The 18,047-nt window shown below is 72.0% G+C and carries 21 protein-coding genes; 16 read left to right on the forward strand and 5 right to left on the reverse strand.

Going from position 1 to position 18,047, the window contains the following annotated elements:
- Positions 1–66: 66 nt before the first annotated feature.
- The gene (locus AB0B55_RS23700) at positions 67–240 is read left to right on the forward strand and encodes a hypothetical protein (protein ID WP_357132695.1); all 174 of its coding nucleotides are present in this window, start codon (positions 67–69) and stop codon (positions 238–240) included.
- A gap of 214 nt (positions 241–454) precedes the next feature.
- Here the strand turns inward: AB0B55_RS23700 and AB0B55_RS23705 are convergent, their stop codons facing one another.
- Positions 455–1,294, reverse strand: a complete 840-nt coding sequence (locus AB0B55_RS23705) for an expansin EXLX1 family cellulose-binding protein (protein ID WP_357173815.1) — start codon at positions 1,292–1,294, stop codon at positions 455–457.
- 330 nt (positions 1,295–1,624) lie between these two features.
- Between AB0B55_RS23705 and AB0B55_RS23710 the strand changes: the two genes are divergently transcribed.
- The 5 genes from AB0B55_RS23710 to AB0B55_RS23730 all read left to right on the forward strand — a co-directional run bounded on the left by AB0B55_RS23710 (position 1,625) and on the right by AB0B55_RS23730 (position 5,903).
- Positions 1,625–2,071 carry a DUF3592 domain-containing protein gene (locus AB0B55_RS23710; RefSeq protein WP_357173818.1) on the forward strand — a complete coding sequence of 149 codons (447 nt, stop codon included), beginning with the start codon at positions 1,625–1,627 and terminating at the stop codon, positions 2,069–2,071.
- A 191-nt stretch (positions 2,072–2,262) separates the two neighbouring features.
- The gene (locus tag AB0B55_RS23715; RefSeq protein ID WP_357173822.1) at positions 2,263–2,664 is read left to right on the forward strand and encodes a hypothetical protein; all 402 of its coding nucleotides are present in this window, start codon (positions 2,263–2,265) and stop codon (positions 2,662–2,664) included.
- Between the two features lies 1 nt (position 2,665).
- Positions 2,666–3,334 (forward strand): haloacid dehalogenase-like hydrolase, encoded by a 669-nt coding sequence (locus AB0B55_RS23720; RefSeq protein WP_357173825.1) that lies wholly within the window; start codon positions 2,666–2,668, stop codon positions 3,332–3,334.
- Positions 3,335–3,722: 388 nt separating this feature from the next.
- On the forward strand, positions 3,723–4,949 hold the full coding sequence (locus AB0B55_RS23725) for an epoxide hydrolase family protein (protein ID WP_357173828.1): 1,227 nt from the start codon (positions 3,723–3,725) through the stop codon (positions 4,947–4,949).
- Positions 4,950–5,903, forward strand: a complete 954-nt coding sequence (locus tag AB0B55_RS23730; protein WP_357173831.1) for a redoxin family protein — start codon at positions 4,950–4,952, stop codon at positions 5,901–5,903.
- Here AB0B55_RS23730 and AB0B55_RS23735 read toward each other — a convergent pair.
- On the reverse strand, positions 5,890–6,774 hold the full coding sequence (locus tag AB0B55_RS23735) for a transglutaminase domain-containing protein (RefSeq protein ID WP_357132711.1): 885 nt from the start codon (positions 6,772–6,774) through the stop codon (positions 5,890–5,892). The two genes, AB0B55_RS23730 and AB0B55_RS23735, sit on opposite strands and share 14 nt — an antisense overlap.
- Positions 6,775–6,840: 66 nt before the next feature.
- Between AB0B55_RS23735 and AB0B55_RS23740 the strand changes: the two genes are divergently transcribed.
- A complete protein-coding gene (locus AB0B55_RS23740) occupies positions 6,841–7,452 on the forward strand; it encodes a GNAT family N-acetyltransferase (protein WP_357173834.1) in 612 nt (203 codons plus the stop codon).
- 118 nt (positions 7,453–7,570) lie between these two features.
- Positions 7,571–8,437, forward strand: coding sequence for an AraC family transcriptional regulator (locus AB0B55_RS23745; protein ID WP_357173837.1), 867 nt, complete (start codon positions 7,571–7,573; stop codon positions 8,435–8,437).
- 19 nt (positions 8,438–8,456) lie between these two features.
- On the opposite strand, the gene AB0B55_RS23750 is transcribed toward AB0B55_RS23745, so the two are convergent.
- On the reverse strand, positions 8,457–8,954 hold the full coding sequence (locus AB0B55_RS23750; RefSeq protein ID WP_357132717.1) for an NUDIX domain-containing protein: 498 nt from the start codon (positions 8,952–8,954) through the stop codon (positions 8,457–8,459).
- A gap of 59 nt (positions 8,955–9,013) precedes the next feature.
- Positions 9,014–10,288, reverse strand: coding sequence for a M48 family metallopeptidase (locus AB0B55_RS23755; protein ID WP_357173840.1), 1,275 nt, complete (start codon positions 10,286–10,288; stop codon positions 9,014–9,016).
- A 200-nt stretch (positions 10,289–10,488) separates the two neighbouring features.
- Between AB0B55_RS23755 and AB0B55_RS23760 the strand changes: the two genes are divergently transcribed.
- From AB0B55_RS23760 to AB0B55_RS23780, 5 genes are all read left to right on the forward strand, one after another.
- Positions 10,489–10,692 carry a hypothetical protein gene (locus tag AB0B55_RS23760; protein ID WP_357132722.1) on the forward strand — a complete coding sequence of 68 codons (204 nt, stop codon included), beginning with the start codon at positions 10,489–10,491 and terminating at the stop codon, positions 10,690–10,692.
- An 82-nt stretch (positions 10,693–10,774) separates the two neighbouring features.
- On the forward strand, positions 10,775–11,662 hold the full coding sequence (locus AB0B55_RS23765) for a histone (RefSeq protein WP_357173843.1): 888 nt from the start codon (positions 10,775–10,777) through the stop codon (positions 11,660–11,662).
- Positions 11,663–11,829: 167 nt separating this feature from the next.
- On the forward strand, positions 11,830–13,260 hold the full coding sequence (locus AB0B55_RS23770; RefSeq protein WP_357173846.1) for an RNB domain-containing ribonuclease: 1,431 nt from the start codon (positions 11,830–11,832) through the stop codon (positions 13,258–13,260).
- 89 nt (positions 13,261–13,349) lie between these two features.
- The gene (gene npdG / locus AB0B55_RS23775; protein WP_357132728.1) at positions 13,350–14,048 is read left to right on the forward strand and encodes an NADPH-dependent F420 reductase; all 699 of its coding nucleotides are present in this window, start codon (positions 13,350–13,352) and stop codon (positions 14,046–14,048) included.
- A gap of 24 nt (positions 14,049–14,072) precedes the next feature.
- Positions 14,073–14,414, forward strand: a complete 342-nt coding sequence (locus AB0B55_RS23780) for a hypothetical protein (protein WP_357173849.1) — start codon at positions 14,073–14,075, stop codon at positions 14,412–14,414.
- 183 nt (positions 14,415–14,597) lie between these two features.
- Here AB0B55_RS23780 and AB0B55_RS23785 read toward each other — a convergent pair whose 3' ends face one another.
- The gene (locus tag AB0B55_RS23785; protein WP_357173852.1) at positions 14,598–15,848 is read right to left on the reverse strand and encodes a DUF222 domain-containing protein; all 1,251 of its coding nucleotides are present in this window, start codon (positions 15,846–15,848) and stop codon (positions 14,598–14,600) included.
- Positions 15,849–16,018: 170 nt separating this feature from the next.
- Between AB0B55_RS23785 and AB0B55_RS23790 the strand changes: the two genes are divergently transcribed.
- Genes AB0B55_RS23790 through AB0B55_RS23800 form a run of 3 tightly spaced genes read left to right on the forward strand, consistent with a single transcriptional unit; the run spans position 16,019 to position 17,642 of the window.
- Complete coding sequence (locus tag AB0B55_RS23790; RefSeq protein WP_357132734.1) at positions 16,019–16,447, forward strand: hypothetical protein; 429 nt, start codon at positions 16,019–16,021, stop codon at positions 16,445–16,447.
- Positions 16,448–16,470: 23 nt separating this feature from the next.
- Positions 16,471–16,668 carry a helix-turn-helix transcriptional regulator gene (locus AB0B55_RS23795; protein ID WP_355051501.1) on the forward strand — a complete coding sequence of 66 codons (198 nt, stop codon included), beginning with the start codon at positions 16,471–16,473 and terminating at the stop codon, positions 16,666–16,668.
- Positions 16,665–17,642: an NAD(P)-dependent alcohol dehydrogenase gene (locus AB0B55_RS23800; protein ID WP_357173855.1), complete on the forward strand. Its 978-nt coding sequence runs from the start codon at positions 16,665–16,667 to the stop codon at positions 17,640–17,642. Before AB0B55_RS23795 ends, AB0B55_RS23800 begins: the two co-directional genes overlap by 4 nt.
- Positions 17,643–18,047: the final 405 nt, after the last annotated feature.

The following is an 18,047-nucleotide window of genomic DNA, read 5'->3' on the forward strand; positions in this document are numbered from 1 at the left end:
CCGCTCGCCCGACAGCACGCCTTCTGATCGGTTTGCCGTCGCCGGAGCGCGGGGATGGTCTGACGCATGTCTTTCTGGAACCGGTTGAAGCAGAGGCGTAACGAGCAGATCGAGCAACGGCGTCAGGAGGCCATGGCCAAGGCGATGGCCCGTGGCGCCACCCCGGAAGAGGTGGTGGCCGCCGGCGAGCGTGCCGCCCGTGGCAACACCGCCGCCGTGCTGGGCGCCATCAGCACCTGACGCGCCACCGGTGGTCGTGATCCACTCCAGGTCGGTGACGTGGGGGTGTCACGCCGCCCGGATGCCGCCACTTCGGCGATCTGGAGTCGATCACGCCGCAGGCGCAGGCGCAGGCGCACGCCGAGCGCCGCACGCCGGTGGCAGCCGCACGACGGCCGCACTCGCACGCCGGTCGCACCCGCGCGCATGACAAGCGCCGCAGCGGGGCGCGGGGTCAGCAGCGGGCGGCGGCCAGCGGAGCTGCGCCTGCCAGGGCCTCGACCGTCGTCGTGGGCGCGGCTGACTCCGCCGTTGGCGTCGGCGAGGTGGAGGGTGACGGCGAGGGCGACGCGGGCGTTGGGGAGGCGCTGGGCGGGGCGGCGACGAGGGACGCCGTGGTGCGTTGGACCTTCCTCGGCGTCATGCGGATGCCGGTGCCGGTGCTCTGGTGGCCGTACACGTCGGTGACCTGGATCGTGTACGGGCCGGGACCGATTCCGTCGTCGACGGTCCAGTAGTTGTCGGCCTGGCGGGTCGTCTTGCGGAAGCCGCCGGTCGGGCCCTTGGCCTCGACCGAGCGCAGCGGGTTGCCGTGGTTGCCGACCTGGACCGCGAACCACCACTGCGACGCCCCGCCCTTGATCCGGAAGGTGAGACCGCCGTCGAGCGGCGGGTCGACCACCGCCCGGTACGCCACGGAGGCGATGCCCTGCGAGCGGTCGGCGATCCGGGCGAACGCCTCCTCGGACAGGTCGATCTTGCTGCTTCCGCAGCCGGCGCACTGGTCCATGACGAGCACCCGGACCGTGCCCTTCGGGCCGGTGACGTCCAGGTAGCTGCCGCAGGCGGCCGCGTTGGCGTACTGCGACGAGCCGACAGCCGCGTAGAGCCGGTCGGCCGGCGGGCCCGGGAAGGAACAGGTGCCGCCCGAGCGGCCCCCGTCGTAGAAGCTGGCTGTTCCCCTGTGGACGGTGCCGCCGCTGGGCGGCGCGGCGCAGGCCGGGGCGGCGCCGCCGCGTACGGCGAGGGTGACGCCGAGGGCGGCGGCCAGAGCGGCGACTCCAGTGCCGGCCATCCAGCGTCGGACCCGCCGACTCGACCGGGGTGTTCTGGCCGGGCTGTCGCTTGCGGGTTCCGTGCCTGGTGCCGTCACGCCGCCTGATGTTGCCGCATGATCCGCGGCCAGCGCAAAGCCGGTAAGCATTCCGTCACGCGCCGGATCGACGGGCGCGCAGTCCGTCGTGGGCTCGCCGTAGATCTACTCGACTTCGCTGACGTTGGGGTGTCCGGGGGCCTGGGATAGGCCGGTTTCACGGAAGACGAGTGGATCAAGCCTGCCCGCGCGAGATTCACCCGGCCGCTCGCGGCAACTGGCGCCTTGCGGACCCCTTCTAGAGTCCCGGCCATGAACCGTCGACGCCCGAGTCGGACCTTCCTGCGGGTGTTCTCTGCGTTCTACCTCATCTTCGCGATGACGCTCACAGGCCTGGTGATCGGGTCGATCGTGGCGGACGATCGGGCATCGGAGGCGTCGGCCGTGGTGCGCGAGGTCGAGCATCGCGGTGCGCGAACACTCGTCGCGATTCAATTCACGACCAGCCGCGGCGAGACGTGTGACGCGCACTTTCGGGTGGCGGTCAAGGCGAACCGGACCGTGACCACCGGCGATCGCATCCGCGTCCACTACGCCGAGAGTGATCCCTGCTTCGGGGTGCAGGAGGTTGGCGACCGATCGGCATGGTTCATCGCCCTCATCGGTGTGGTGCTCCTGACCGTCGCCGCCATCCTGGCGTACGTCGTCTGGCGTCGGCCGCGACCTCCGCTCCCGCTCCGGTACGCGGGCATGCCCTGAGGAGCCGGCGGCCGCGTGGCGCTGGTGCGCCTCGGCAGGCCCGCGGTCCGTCGCTCGCGCTAGATCCACTCGACTTCGCTGACATTGGGGTGTCCGGGGGACTGGGATAGGCCGGTTTCACGGAAGACGAGTGGATCTTGGCCCTCCGTGTTGCTCCGCGTCCGTACCGTGTCGTTGAGGGAGGTACGGGGATGATTGATCTGGTGACGGTCGGTGCGGTCGTGGGCGTACTGGTCGTCGGTGTCGGTGTCGTGGTCCGCAAGCCGGTCGACGCCCGGCGGGTGCTGCGGTGGTCGGCCCTGGCGATCACCGTGCTGGTGGCCGTCGCGCTGACGCCCTTCACCGTGGACGACTCCGGTTCTGCCGCCAGCTACCTGCTCGGCGTTCCGGTCGTCGCCGCGGTGCTGCCGGTTCTTGCGCAGCGATTCGGCCGGCTGGCCGGCGTCGTCGACCTGGTGGCCGCGCTGGTCATCGGCGGGTGGGGTCTGCTGCTCGGGCTGGGCATCGGTGCCGCGTTCCTGCCGGCGACGGTGCTCCTGATCGCCAGCGCCGTTGTCGGCACCAGGCCAGCTCGACCGTCCAACGCCATCTGAGATGGGGCAGGACCGCGAGGAAACGACCCCGACCGTCGTCTTCGATCTCGACGGCGTGCTGCTGCGCGGGGACGCGTTCGGGCTCTTCATGCGTCGCGTCGTCTTCACGGGTGCCCGGCTGCCGCTGGCCGTCGGTCTGCTCGTCCTCCTCGCGCCCATGATCGCCGTTCCCGCCTACCGCGTGCGGGCGGCGCAATGGATGAGCCGGATCGGCCTGTGCGGCCGGAACGCGGATCGGTTGCAGGCCGAGCTGGGGCGTTTCGGCGCCGACCTCGGCGCCGAGCCAGGTCGGCTCATCGCACCGGGTCTGCGGATGATCCGTGCTCACCTCGCGGCGGGCGACCGCGTCGTCGTGGTGACCGCGTGTGAGCACACCCTGGCACGCGCGTTGCTCGACGCCATCGGCCTCGCCGAGGTCGACCTGGTGGCGTCGCACATCCGTGGCCCGAAGCTGATCGTGCACAACTACGGCCCGACGAAGATGGTGCAACTGGCCGCCCGCAGGGTGACGCCACCCTGGCGGGTGGCCTACAGCGACTCGCTGTCGGATCTTCCCATTCTCGCCGCCGCGGAGCAGGCGGTGCTGGTCAACGCGAGCGCCCGTCAGGTCTCCCGGGCGCGGCGGCTGCTCGGTGCCCGGCTGACCACCGTGACCTGGACGGGCAGCTAGGTCCTGTTCCATAAGAACTGGTCGGCCTGCGGCGGGCCCGGACGACGACCGGCGGCGTTGCGGTGGTGTCCGGATACAACACCGTTATCCGGACGCCACCGCGCCTTGCCGGATCGCCGCCCGGACTCCGCCTCGGCCCGACCGCCTTATGAAACCGGACCTAGGGCGTGGGTCAAGGCCCTCGGCTCGACCGAGGACTTTGACACCCGCTAGAAAATCTCCGCCGACCGCGTGACTGCTCGTATCGCCACGACCGCGAGGTGCCGCGTTCTAGGCTCCGAGACAGGGGGCGGCGTGCCTTTCTCGAATTGGCGCACACATCCGGGTAGTGCCCTCACCCCATGATTCCCCTCGCGAGGCGTGAACTGGTGACAGAGAGGACGAAAGCATGGCGGTCAAGACGAAGACGCGGCCCGGCATCACGGAGATCCGGCCATTCACGGTGGAAATTCCCCAGGCGGACCTCGACGACCTGAAACGGCGGATCGCCGCCACCCGTTGGCCGGAGAAGGAAATCGTCGACGACCAGTCGCAGGGCGTGCCACTCGCGACCATCCAGGCCGTCGCGCGTTACTGGGAAAACGAGTACGACTGGCGCAAGGTCGAGTCACGGCTGAATGCCGTACCGCAGTTCATGACCACCATCGACGGGGTGGACATCCACTTCATCCACGTGCGCTCGAAGCACGAGGACGCGCTCCCGCTCATCGTCACGCACGGGTGGCCCGGGTCGGTGATCGAGCAGATGAAGATCATCGAGCCGTTGACCGACCCGACGGCCCACGGCGCGAGCGCGTCGGACGCCTTCCACCTGGTGATCCCGTCCCTGCCCGGCCACGGCTTCTCGGGCAAGCCCACCGCGACGGGCTGGAACCCGCAGAAGATCGCCACCGCCTGGACCGAGCTGATGAAGCGCCTCGGGTACGACCGGTTCGTCGCCCAGGGCGGCGACTGGGGAGCGGTCGTCGTGGACCAGATGGGCGTGCAGGCCCCGCCGGAGCTGCTCGGGATCCACACCAACATGCCCGGCGCGGTCCCGCCCGAGATCGACCTGCTGTTCCAGGGCGACACCACCGGAGCGAACAACGCCATGGGATCGCTGCCCTCGGGCCTGTCCGACGACGAGATGCGCGCGGCCACCGAGCTGGACTACGTCTGGAAGCACGTCGCGTACGCCCTGATGATGGCGACGCGCCCGCAGACGCTGACCGCCCTGGCGGACTCTCCGGTGGGCCTGGCGTCGTTCCTGCTCGACCACGACGCGAAGAGCCTCGCCCTGATCGCGAAGGTCTTCGAGGGCGCCCAGGCGGGCCTGACCCGCGACGACATCCTGGACAACATCTCGCTCTACTGGTTGACGAACACCGCGGTCTCCGCGTCCCGCCTCTACGCGGAGAACAAGCTCTCGTTCTTCGCCACCAAGGGCGTCAACGTCCCCGTCGCGGTGAGCGTCTTCCCCGACGAGCTGTACGAGGCCCCGCAGAGCTGGGCGGAGCAGGCGTACCCGAACCTCATCTACTACAACAAGCTCGACGTCGGTGGGCACTTCGCGGCGTGGGAGCAGCCGAAGATCTTCTCCGAGGAGCTGCGGACCGCCTTCCGGTCGCTGCGGTAGATGGCCGCGTTCGGTCGGGTGCACCTGCCGCCGCTCGGCGGGGCGGTCGAGTGGCTCAACTCCGAGCCGCTCGGCCCCGCCGAGCTGCGCGGACGCGTCGTACTCGTGAACTTCTGGACGCTGACCTGCATCAACTGGCTGCGCCAGGAGCCGTACGTCCGGGCCTGGTCGCGGGCGTACCGCAACGACGGCCTGGTCGTCGTCGGGGTGCACACGCCGGAGTTCGGCTTCGAGCATCAGGTGGATTGGGTACGCGCCGCGGTGGCGGCGCGCGACATCGACTACCCGGTCGCGGTCGACAGCGACTACGCGATCTGGCGCGCCTTCGCCAACCAGTACTGGCCGGCGCTCTACTTCGTCGACACCGACGGCGTGATCAGCGACGAGCACTTCGGTGAGGGTCGCTACGAGCAGTCCGAGCGGACCATCCAGCGTCTGCTCGGTGTCGAGCGGGACCTCGTACCCGTCGCCGGGATCGGCCCGGAGGTGGCGGCCGACTGGGACAGTCTGCGGACGCCCGAGACGTACCTCGGGTTCAGTCGCGGCGAACACTTCGCGTCGCCGAACGGCCCCGCGCTCGACGAACGCCGCGCCTACGACCTCCCCGAGAGCCTGGCACTCAACCAGTGGGCCCTGTCGGGCGAGTGGACGATCGGGTCGGAGAACGTCGCGGTCGGTCGAGCCGGCGCCAGCATCGCCGTCCGGTTCCACGCCCGCGACGCGCATCTCGTGCTGGCCCCCGGAACGGGACGGCCGGTCCCGTTCCGGGTGCTCCTCGACGGCGAGGCCCCCGGCCCGTCCCACGGCGTCGACGTCGACGAGGCCGGCAACGGCGTGCTGGAGGACGGCCGCCTCTACCAGCTCGTCCGCCAGGACGGCGCGGTCCGCGAGCGGACCCTGGAGGTCACGTTCGGCGACCCCGGCGGCGAGGCGTACGCCCTCACCTTCGGCTGACGCGCAGATCGACAGTGCTCACCGTGCCGGAGACCGGTGAGAAGCTGCGTACCTGAGCGCCGGGACGCAGACGGCTGTCGGTGGCGTACCGGTCGGCGAGCGCCTTCTCCGCGGCCTCGTCGCCGTCGTCGGCCTTGAGCAGCAGCGCGGCGATCTCGTCGGCGAGCGTGAGGTCGGCGTCGGCGAGGTCGTCGGTCATCGCGCCGAAGCTGTCCCACAGCAGCAGCTCGTCCTTCTGCCGATGGGCCAGCTCGTGCAGGAGGTAGTCGTAGATGAACCAGGCGCCGTGGACCGGCAGGTCGGGGGCCACGCCGTAGACGTCGGGATCGATCGTTCCGGCCCGGTACGCCGACCAGACCCGCGCCGCCGAATCGAAGAGCCCCGCCGTCGGATCGATGTCGTAGCCGTCGAACCGCCGGTCGCCGGCCGGGTCGGCCTCCGGGTCGGCCCAGACCCAGCGGTGGCCGTTCCAGTACTCCACCAGCACGTGATCGTGGTGCCAGTCGGGCGTGAAATAGGAGGCGAAGCCGACCCGGCTGCGGCTCGGGACGCCGTGTTGACGCAGCAGCGCGACCGAGAGCAGCGTGTGGTCCCGGCAGCAGCCGGCCACCCGGTCGACGGCCGGGCGCTCGGTGCGCAGGGGCAGGGCGAAGCGGGACTGGTCGGTGTCGAGAATGCGCTCCACCCAGCGGCTGTTCACCTCCTCCAGCCGGTCGCCGGGCAACTCGACGCCGCCGGCGCGGTAGTGGACTATCAGGTTGCGGGCGGTCGCCGCCACGGTGGCGATGTCGGCGGGCACGGCGTCGAGCAGTGCGGCATGCCGGCCCGGGTCGCTGTACGGGGAGTGCTGTCGGTAGCTGTCGACGTCCATGAGGCGAGTCTTCGTCCTGCCACCGTGTCAGGGTCAAGGCGCTTTTCCCGGCTAGTGTCGACTGCTGTGACAGCGCCCGAGATCACCATCGCCACCCCAGCCGACCGCGATGCGGTGGTCGGTTCACTGGTCGCCGCGTTCGTCAAGGATCCCATCCTGCGGTTCCTGTTCCCCGACGAGGAGACCTACCCGCGCCACGCCGCCACCTTCTTCGGGGACCTCTTCGACAAGCGGGTGCACCTGTCGTCGATCTGGACGACAGGTGGCGGTGCGTCCGTCGCCATCTGGGAGCCGCCGGCCAAGCAACCGACTGCCGGGCCGGCCGACGTGCGGACTGCCGGGCCGGCAGCCGTGCACAGGTCGCCGAAGGAAGGTTCCTACCCGGCCGACGTGCTGGCCCGGGTGCAGGGCTACGACCACACCGTGCACGCCGCACTGCCGACATACCCGTTCTGGTATCTCGGTGTCCTGGGCACCCACCCCGACAGCGCCGGACGCGGCTGGGGCCGCGCCGTCATGCGGGCCGGGCTGGCCCGTGCCGCCGCCGACGGACTGCCGGCGATCCTGGAGACCAGCAACCCGGGCAACGTCGACCTGTACCGCCGGGCCGGCTGGGAGGTGGTGGGCACCCTGTCGGAGCCGGTGCCCACCTGGATCATGCAGCAGCCGCCCCGCTGAGATGTCCCGGTTGGCGGTTCAACCCCGGACCGCGGCCCGACCGATGCGGGCACCGGATGTCGGGTGGACCACCTGGCCCGCCGCCTAGCGTTGCTGCTCGTAAGGGAAGGAGGCCCGGGTGCTGGAGCGGCTCAACGAGGCCATGGCGCACATCGAGCGGCACCTCGACCAGCAGATCGAGGTGACCGACCTGGCGCGGATCGCGCTCACGTCGGAGTACCACTTCCGGCGGCTGTTCTCCGCGCTGGCCGGCATGCCGCTGTCGGAGTACGTCCGCCGCCGTCGGCTCACCGTCGCCGGCGCGCACGTGCTGGCCGGGGAGCGGACGCTGCTCGACATCGCGGTGCGCTACGGCTACGGCTCGGCCGAGGCGTTCGCCCGTGCGTTCCACGCCGTGCACGGCGTGGGGCCCGGAGAAGCCCGGCGTACGGGGGCGGCGTTGCGTTCCCAGCCCCGGATGTCCTTCCGACTCACCGTGGAAGGGAGCGGCAGCATGGAGTACCGAATCGTCACCAAGGACGCGTTCGCGCTGGTGGGGCGCAAGGCCCGGGTTCCGCTGGTGCACGAGGGGATGAACCCGTCGATCGTCGCGTTCGTCAGGAGCATCGACAAGGAGACGACCGCCCGGATCGAGGCGCTCTCCGACCAGGAGCCGGCCGGGATCGTCAACGTCAGCGACAACCTGGCCGACACCCGGGCCGAGGGCAGCGAGCTGGACTACTGGCATGGGGCCGTCACCGGGGCCACGCCCCCGGACGACCTGGACGCGCTGCCGGTGGCGGCCGGGTCGTGGGCGGTGTTCACCACCTCCGGCGCGTTCCCGCAGGCGGTGCAGTTCCTGTGGCGGGACGTGTTCACCCAGTGGTTCCCGTCGAACCCGTACCGCAGCCGGCCCGGACCGGAGATCTCCCGGGTGCGGGTGTCCGCGGACGGGAGCACGGCGGACGCGGAGCTGTGGATCCCCGTCGAACGGGTCGCGGTCTGAGGACGTCGCGGCCGGAGGCTCAGTCGGGTACGTCGTCCCAGGTGGTGCCCGGCGGCAGATAGCCGGCCGACGGGTTGTCGCGCAACGCGTAGGCGATGACCAGCAGCGCGTGCCGGTCCAACTCGGGCAGCCGGTCCAGCGCGAACCACCGCACGTCCAGCGACTCGTCGTCGTTGACCCGCGCGGTGCCGGACACCACCTGGCAGACGAAGCCCAGGTTGAGGTATTCGCAGCGGTCGCCGTTGGGGTAGGTGTGCGGGTGGGAGACGGCACTGGTCAGGCGCAGCGGCGTCACGTCCAGGCCGGTCTCCTCCCGCACCTCCCGGACCAGCGCGGTGGCCGGCTGCTCGCCCGGCTCGACGAAGCCGCTGATCACCGACCACCGCCCGTCGTCCGAGCGTTGGCCGAGCAGCAGCTCACCGGCGTCGTTGCGGATGACCGCGCTGACGCTGGGCAGCCACAGCAGGTCGTGGCCGACGTGCTTTCGCATCCGCACGATGTAGTCCGGTACCGCCATCGGGCGATCATAGGCCGCGCGTCGGCGGCCACCGCCGTCGCGTCGAGGTCGCGTCGTGCTCAGCCCGACCATTCGACGGTACGACGAAAGCGCTTGTACTCCGCGGTCAGCTCGGCGTCGATGCGCTCCAGCCGGGCGGGGGTGAGCACCACCGACGGGTCCTGCCACGGCCGTCCGGCGAGCAGTTGGCGACGCAGCCCGAGCGGCGGGTGGGCGGCGAAGAGCGAGGCCTCGTCACGGACCGACAGTTGGCGCAGCAGCGGCAGCCGGTGACTGTTCGCCGCGCGGGCCTCGGCGAACGCCGACCGCCAACGGTCCGGGCCGTGCCCCGCTCGTGCGTGGACACGTACCGCCAACGCCATCGACTCGCCGGCCAGCAGGGCGTCGAGCAGATCGGTGGCGGCCGTCGTGCCGGCGACCCGGGCGGCCAGGTCGTCGGCGAGGTACTCGGCGCGCTGGCTGTCCCGCAGCGCCACGCTCACCAGCACGAGGTGCGCGCCGAACAGCACCCGGGACACCACCCACTGGAACGCGCGGCCCAGCGCGTCACCCACCATCTCCAGCAGCCCGGCCCCGACGGTGGTCTGCACCGGCCGGAACAGGTCGGCGGCCGAGGCGAGCGTGGTGAACGCGGGTTGGGTGAGCAGACCCCGACGCGGGTCGCCGTTGACGAAATGGCCGAGTTCGTGCCCGAGCAGCGCCACCCGTTCACCGGCGGGCAGCGAGCCCCACAGTGGCAGCCCGAGCGCCAACACCCGGCGGCGTCGCACCCCGACCGCGCCCGCGTACGCGTTGATGGCGTTGTCGACGCCGACCACGTCCGGCACCGGCGCGCCGATCGCCGCGGCCACCTCGTCGATCAGCCCGAACAGCTCCGGCGCACGGTCGCGGGACAGGACCTCCAGATTCGGGTCGACTAGGCCGAAGCGGGGCCGCAGGGCGACCGCCAGGGCGACCATCGCCACACCCAGCACGATCGCCAGGTTGGGAAAGGGGAACGCCACGATCAGCCAACCGCCGACGACCGCGAGGGCGAGCACGGCCGCGATCAGCAGCAGGGACACCACCGCGGTCAGCGTCCGTGCCGCACTCGACCCGCCGTCGCCGAGCGGACGGCCGAGCAACTGGCGGAACTGCTGCCCGGTCGCCTGAAACGCCAACCGGTGGGTCCACCGGTCGACCCAGGTCCAGCCGAACTCGCGCTCGCGCCGCCCGGGGTCGTACGCCTCCAGGTTCCACTCGCAGCCGGGGCACCACGGCGCCGCGTCCCTCAGCGACGCGGTGGTCGTTCCGCATCGCGGGCACGCCCCCGCGCCCGTCACCGTGTTGATCACGGCCACGAATCCTGCCCCGGAGCGTCGTGCCGGGGAATCGACCGTTCGGCCACCGGTGTTCCCGCGCCTTCCAACGCCCCCACCTGCACTTCTTTCGGCGTTTTCGCCCGCGGTGCGGTAAGCGTCTCTACTGTGGAGAGGGTTAGGCGACTTGCGTGATCCGGTGGCGGGCAACCGGTTCGCGGTGCACAGTGTTTCCCATGAGCGACAGCGAACGTAGTGGGCAGTTCTACTGGTGCACCCGACACCACCGGGTCGAGACGGACGCCGACGTGTGTCCGGCGAAGCACGTCCTCGGCCCGTACGACTCGGCGGCCGACGCGGAGAACGCCCTGCAGCGAGTGCAGGAGCGGAATGAGGCGTGGGAGGCCGAGGACGCGCGTTGGGCCGGGGAGGACAGGTAGACGGCGCGGGACGGCCCGCGTCGCGGTAGTTCGTGCTCCGCGAGGACGCACGCGAGAGCACGTCCCCAAGGAGGGAACCACGATGGCCGTTACACAGCAGGCCACCACCCGCCCGGCCGCCCGCAAGACCACCGCGAAGAAGACCGCCGCGGCGGAGCGTGGCACGTCGGCGAGCCGGACCACCCCCGTGCGCAAGTCCACCACGGGCGCGGCGAAGGCGCCGGCCCGCAAGGCGGCCGGCGGCGCGGGGCGTGCCCCGGCGACGAAGACGACCACCGCGGCGAAGAAGGCCCCCGCCAAGAAGGCAACGGCGACGAAGACGACGAAGACCACGGCGGCGGCCAAGAGGACCACGGCGGCCAAGAAGGCGCCCGCGAAGAAGACCGCGACCACGGCCAGGACCACGGCGGCCAAGAACACGGCGGCGGCCAGGAAGGCGCCCGCGAAGACCGCGTCCGCCCGCGGGACGGCCACCGCCGCGAAGCGGAGCCCGGCAGCCACGGCGCGCAAGAGCGGCACCGCGACCAAGGCGACGAGCGCGGCGAAGAAGACCACCAGCGCGGCGAAGAAGACCACCGCCTCGGCGGCCAAGAGGACCACGGCCGCGACGAAGGCGCCCGCCCGCAAGGTCGCGACCAAGGCGTCGGCGGTGAAGAAGACGGCCGCGAAGAAGGCTCCCGCCAAGAAGGCGCCCGCGAAGAAGACCACGGCGGCGAAGAAGACGGCGACCCGTCCGGCCGGCGGCGCGCGCAAGGCGGCGGCGAAGAAGGCCCCGGCCTCGAAGGTGACCGGCACGTCGTCGACGACCGCCCGTAAGGCGGCGGCGAAGAAGGCCCCGGCGAAGAAGACCACCGCCGCCAAGGCGCCGGCCCGCAAGGTGACCGCCCGCAAGTCGCCGTCGCAGCCGGTCGCCGCACGGGCAACCGCCCCCCGGGGTACGCGGACCACGGCGCGGAGGGCGACCGGCTGACGCTGGTCGTCCCCGGGCTGGCCGCCCCGCCTCGGCCGGGGTCGCCCCGCCTCGGCCGGGGTCGCCCCGGCTGGCGCTGGTCGTCGCCCCGGGCTGGCCGGGCGGCGCGGCGTGGACTCGGCCGGTCACCGGAAGCGGATCACCGGCGGCGCTGTCAGGATTGACCCGTGGTCATCCGACGCGTACTCGCCCCCCGCATCGACTTCGGCGCGCTGCGCCGCGAGCTCGGCCTGCCCGAGAGCTTCCCCACGGCCGCCCAGCGGGAGGCCGACGCGGCGGCCGCCGCGCCGCCCCGGCCGGCCGTCGACCGCACCGACATACCGTTCGTCACCGTCGACCCGGCCACCTCCCGTGACCTGGACCAGGCGATGCACCTGGCCCGCCGGACGGGAGGTGGCTACCGCGTGCGGTACGCGATCGCGGACGTCGCCGCGCACGTCGAGCCGGGCGGCGCGCTGGAGGAGGAGACCTGGCGGCGCGGGCAGACGGTCTACCTGCCCGACGGCAACGTGCCGCTGCACCCGGTGACGCTCAGCGAGGGTGCGGCCAGCCTGCTGCCCGACGACGACCGCGCCGCCGTGGTGTGGACCATCGACCTGGACGCCGACGGCGCCACGGTGGCCGTCGAGCTGGAGCGCGCCCTGGTCCGCAGTCGGGCCAAGCTCGACTACACCGGCGTGCAGGCGGCGGCCGACGCCGGTCGGCTGCCCGAGCCGATCGCGCTGCTGCCCGAGATCGGCGACCGGCTGACCGCCCGTGGGCTGCGCCGGGGGGCCATCAACCTGCCGCTGCCCGAGCAGGACGTGGAGCCCGACGGCGACGGGTGGCGGCTGGTGCTGCGCGGGCCGGCGCCCATGGAGGAGCACAACGCGCAGATCTCGCTGCTGACCGGGATGGCCGCCGCCGACATCATGCTGGCCGGCGGGATCGGCCTGCTGCGGACGATGCCCCCACCGAAGCCGGAGGCGGTGCAACGCCTGCGGGCGGCCGCCGCCCCGCTGGGCGTGCGCTGGCCGGACGGCGCGAGCCCCGGCGAGGTCATCGCCGGTCTGGACGCCGCGCAGCCACGTGCCGCCGCGTTCATCGACCAGGCCGCCGAGTTGATGCGCGGCGCCGCGTACACCGCCTTCGACGGCAGCCGCCCGGAGCAGCCGGAGCACGGCGGGGTCGCGGCCGCGTACGCCCATGTCACGGCGCCGTTGCGGCGCCTGGCCGACCGGTACGCCACCGAGGTCTGCCTGGCCCTGCACGCGGGCCGGGAGGTGCCCGACTGGGCCCGCGCCGCGCTGCCCCGGCTGCCCGAGGTGATGGCCAGCACCGACCGCACCGCCTCGGCGGCCAGCCGGGGCGCGGTTGAACTGGCCGAGGCGGTGCTGCTGGAACACCGGGTGGGGGAGACCTTCGACGCGGCGGTGCTCGACGTCGACGCCCCTGCCAACGGCAAGTCCCGGCCGCGGCCGCCCGGCGGAACCGTGGCCCTGGACGCCCCGCCGGTCCGCAGCCGCTGCCTCGGTGAACTTCCGCTCGGCGAACGGGTCCGCGTCCGCCTGGTCACCGCCGACCCGGCGGCCCGTACGGTGCTGTTCGAGCTGGCCTGAGTCGCCGCGCGGTCGGGTCGCGCGGGCAGCGGGGATTGTCACAGTGGCTGGCGACTCTGGCGCGCCGAGCGGTTTGCGAGGATGAGCCCATGGCATACGACGCGAGCACGCTGCCCGACGTTTCCGGGCTGACGGTCGGCATCATCGGCGGCACCGGCGACCAGGGCCGTGGCCTTGCCTATCGACTCGCCCGGGCCGGCCAGACGGTGCTGATCGGCTCCCGGTCCGCCGAGCGGGCCACCGAGTCCGCCGCCGAGATCGCCGCGCTGCCCCGGATGCCGGCCGAGGTGCGGATCACCGGCGCGGCCAACGACGAGGTGGCCCGCCGCAGCGACGTGGTGATCATCGCGGTGCCGTGGGACGGCCACGCGGCCACCGTCGCCGCCCTGGCGGAGCCGTTGGCCGGCACGATCGTCGTCGACTGCGTCAACCCGCTGGGCTTCGACAAGCAGGGTCCGTACGCGCTCACCGTCGCCGAGGGCAGCGCCGTCCAGCAGGCTGCCGCGCTGCTGCCCGACTCCCGCGTCTGCGCCGCGTTCAACCACGTGAGCGCACCACTGCTGGCCGACCCCGAGGTCGACCGGATCGACCTCGACGTGCTGATCTGCACCGAGGACCGGGAACTCGTCGACATCGTCGGGGCGCTCGCCGCGCGGATCCCCGGCATGCGCGGCATCTACGCCGGTCGGCTGCGCAACGCCCACCAGATCGAGGCGTTCACCGCGAACCTGATCGCCATCAACAAGCGCTACAAAGCCCACGCCGGCATCCGCGTCACCGACCTCTGACAGTGCCCTGAGGGATCCTGGGGCATGACCGATGCTGACGGGGTGTTGCGGATCGCGGATCTGCGCCGAGCGTGCTCGATGTTGTTGGATGCGGCGGAGAGCCGATTCGGTCCGGAGATCCAGCTGTCACAGCTTGGCGTCGACCACTACTGGAACATGGACCTGGGTGCGGCGTTCGGGATGGTCCAGCGCCCCGAGTTGGAGATCGACTGCGGGCAGAGTAGCGACGATGTCGCCGAGCTGACGAGCCTCCTGCGGCGGGGTGGTCCAGACGGCTTCGTGTCGCTGTGGCACGACCTTTCGCATGTCAGCGTGCTGCTGCGGCTGCTGGCGTACCTCGATCTGCCCGACAATCGCGAGAGCTAGCCTGCGCGGGGGACGGGCCGACCGCTGGGCACACCGGGCGCCAAGCCGAGGCCCTGCTCGCCGCCCCGCGCCCCGTGCAGGCCGTGCCCACGGCACGCTCGCCAGCTCCGGAACGCGCGGCGCAGCCACGAATCGGAGAGGTCGAACGGCACCGTCATCGGGTGCGTGGCTGACCCGCTGCCGTCATGTTCGCCGGTGGTAGTGGTTGCGGCGGGGGACCTGTTCCGGGTCGAGCCAGGCGGGCGGGATGAATTCGGGGTGGCCGTCGCCGCCCAACTGGACGGCCCACTCGCCATGGTGGAGGTGGCGGTGGTGGTGGCCGCAGAGCAGCACCGCGTTGGCCAGGTTGGTGTTGCCGCCGTCGGCCCAGTGTCGGAGGTGGTGGGCGTCGCACCAGCGGGGTGGTCGGTCGCAGCCGGGGAAGGCGCAGCCTCGGTCGCGCAGGATCAGGGCGCGGCGCAGGGGGCCGGTGACGAGTCGGCGCTGGCGGCCGACGTCGAGTGTCTGGCCGGCGCTGCCGAGCACGGCGGGCAGGATGGCGGCGTCGCAGGCGAGGCGACGTACCGTCTCCGGGGTGAGCCCGAAGCCAGCGTCGAGGGTGCCGGCACCGAGCTGCCGGACCAGGCCGTCGAAGCTGGTGGTGACGACGAGCTGGGCCGGCTCGCCGCCGTGCTCGGGCAGCTCCTTGGTGCGCAGGGCGAGTCGGCAGAGGTCGCCGAGGGCGTCGTGCCGCCGTTGCCCCGGTGACCGGTGGTCGTCCTGACCGGAGGGTGCGGTCAGTGGGTCGAGGGCGGCGCGGAGCAGGCCGGCGGTCTCCGCGTCGAGGGTGCCGCTCAACCGCAGCCGGCCGTCGGTCAGCTCGGACAGGGTGAGGTGACGATCCCGGGTGGCCCGGCGGGCTTCGGCGTCGAGGGCGGCCTTGGCGGCGGCGTCGGCGACCTCGGGTGCGACGTGGTCGAGGATGCGGGTGGCGAGCTTGCGCAGCAGCGTGGGGTCGAACTGGCCGGCCCAGTCGACGAGGACGCCGACCGCTCTGGTGGCGACGTCGGTGCCGGCGGCGGCCCGCACGGTGTCGACGGTGTCGGCGATGACGCGGGCCTGCTCCAGGCTGACGTCTCCGTCGGCCAGCGCCCGGCGGACCTCGGGAGCGCCCGTGTCGAGGGCGTGAGCGAACTCGACCAACCGGCGGGCTGCGGGAACTGTCAACCGTAGGCGGTCGCGCAACCAGACCGCCGTCGACGAAGCGCCCTGCGCCAGGGCCGTGCCCCGGCCGTCCAGCTCGCGCACGAGGGTCAGCTTGACGGCCGCGAGCTGCTGCTCGAGCCGGTGCGCGGCGTCGAGCGCAGCCACCAGGTCATGCTCCGCGAGGGCCCAGGCCGGCGCGGCGGCGGCATCCGCCACCGCGCCCCGCGCCTGCGCCAACTCTTCGATCACACCCCGAACCTAGAACAGGTGTACGACAAAACCAGTCACCATGATCAATGAGGGTGACCTCGCGGCCCGATCGGGGGCGGCGCACGACGCCGATGTAAAGCTTTCTAGACATGATGTCAAAGACGCCATACTATGAGCATGTCAAGAATTCTTTACAGCAGGAGGCGGTCGTGACGCACGAGGAGAAACGCGCCTGGATCATGCTGGTGGTCAGTGTGGTGGGCTACGCCGCCTACGCGGCCGTGGTCCTGAACCGGGCCGACGGTGGTCCGCTCACCGCCACGCCGTACGCCGGGGTGCTGTTGTGGACCATCGGCGGGGCCGTCGTCGCGAGCATCGTGGCCGAGATCGGGATGGGTGTGCTGAACCCGGGCGCCTCCCGTGCCAAGGACGTCCGGGACCGGGAGATCGGACGGCTCGGTGACCACGTCGGTCAGGCGTTCGTGGCCATCGGCGCGGTGTCGGCGATGCTGATGGCGTTGGCCGAATGGGACTGGTTCTGGATCGCGAACGTCATCTACCTGTGCTTCGTCCTGTCGGCGGCGGTTGGCGCCCTGGCGAAGGTGATCGTCTACCGCAAGGGTGTCCCGCAGTGGTGAAGCCGACCCGCGTCACGAACAACATCCGCGCGCTGCGCTTCGCGCACGGCGAGATGACCCAGGCCGAGCTCGCCGAGCGGATCGGCGTGACCCGACAGACCGTCATCGCCATCGAGCAGAGTCGTTACTCGCCGTCGCTGGAGATGGCGTTCAAGATCGCGCGCTTGTTCGACGCACGTCTCGACGACGTGTTCCAGTACCCCGAGGAGGCGACACCGTGAAGGCCATCGTCCAGGACAGCTACGGCCCGCCCGACGTGCTCCACCTTCGCGACATCGACCAACCCGCCGTGAACGACGAGGAGGTCCTCGTCCAGGTCCGCGCCGCCGGGGTCGACCCCGGGGTGTGGATCTTCATGACCGGTCGCCCCTACCTGGCGCGGCTGGCCGCAGGGCCGCGCCGGCCCCGGGCGCCGGTGCGCGGGCGGGACCTGGCCGGGGTGGTGGTCGCGGTCGGTGCTCGGGTGACCCGGTTCCGGCCCGGCGACGAGGTGTTCGGCACCTGTCCGCGTGGCTCGTACGCCGAGTTCGCGAGCGCGCCGGAGCGGCGGCTGGCCCGCAAACCGGCCAACCTGTCGTTCGCGCAGGCCGCCGCCGCGCCGGTCTCCGGGATGACGGCGCTGCGTGCGGTCCGCGACAGCGGCGCGGTACGCCCAGGGCAGCGCGTGCTGGTCATCGGCGCATCCGGCGGCGTCGGGTCGCACGCCGTACAGATCGCCAAGGCGTACGGGGCGACGGTCACCGCCGTCTGCGCGCCGGCCAGGGCCGCGTTCGTACGCGGCCTCGGCGCCGACGACACCCTCGACTACACCAGCGAGGAGGTCGACAGCCGTGGCCCGATCTACGACGTGGTCATCGACACCGGCGGCGATCGGCCGGTCTCCCTGCTGCGCCGCGCCCTCACCCCACACGGGACACTGGCGCTGGTCGGCGGCACGTACACCAAGGGCCCCGTGCTCAGCGGCTACGACCGGCAGATGTTCCGCGCGCCGCTGCTGTCCCTGTTCGTCGGTCAACGCCTGCGTAGCGTGAGCGCCGTCGAGCGCACCAGGGACCTGAGCGAGCTGGGGACCCTCATCGAATCGGGGGCGCTCACCCCGGCGGTCGACCGCACCTATCCGCTGGCCCAGGCGGCGGACGCGATCCGCCACCTCCGGCACGGGCACCCGGCGGGGAAGGTCGTCGTCACCGTGTGACGCGGTGGCCGCCGCGACCGCCAACCGGGGCCCGCACCGACCGTGACTCGCGCTCGGACCGTCGTTCTCGGCTGGGCGGACAGCGGCCGGATGACGGGGGTGGGCGCAACCCACCCCCGCCAACCCAGGCCACTAAACGGCTAGGGCCTGTTTCATAAGAGCTGGCCGGCCTGCGGCGGGCCCGGACGACGACCGGCGGCGTTGCGGTGGCGTCCGGATATAACACCGGTATCCGGACGCCACCGCGTCTTGCCGGATCGCCGCCCGGACTCCGCCTCGGCTCGACCGCCCTTATGAAACAGCCCCTAGATGTGCTGTCCAGGGAGGTTGGTCGAGGTTGTGTGACGACACGATCTGATGTCGTAGGTAGGTGAAGGCCTCCGGTTGTGGAGTGGAGCTGTCTAG

The sequence above is a fragment of the Micromonospora sp. NPDC049107 genome (assembly GCF_040648595.1).
In the GTDB taxonomy this organism is placed as follows: domain Bacteria; phylum Actinomycetota; class Actinomycetes; order Mycobacteriales; family Micromonosporaceae; genus Micromonospora.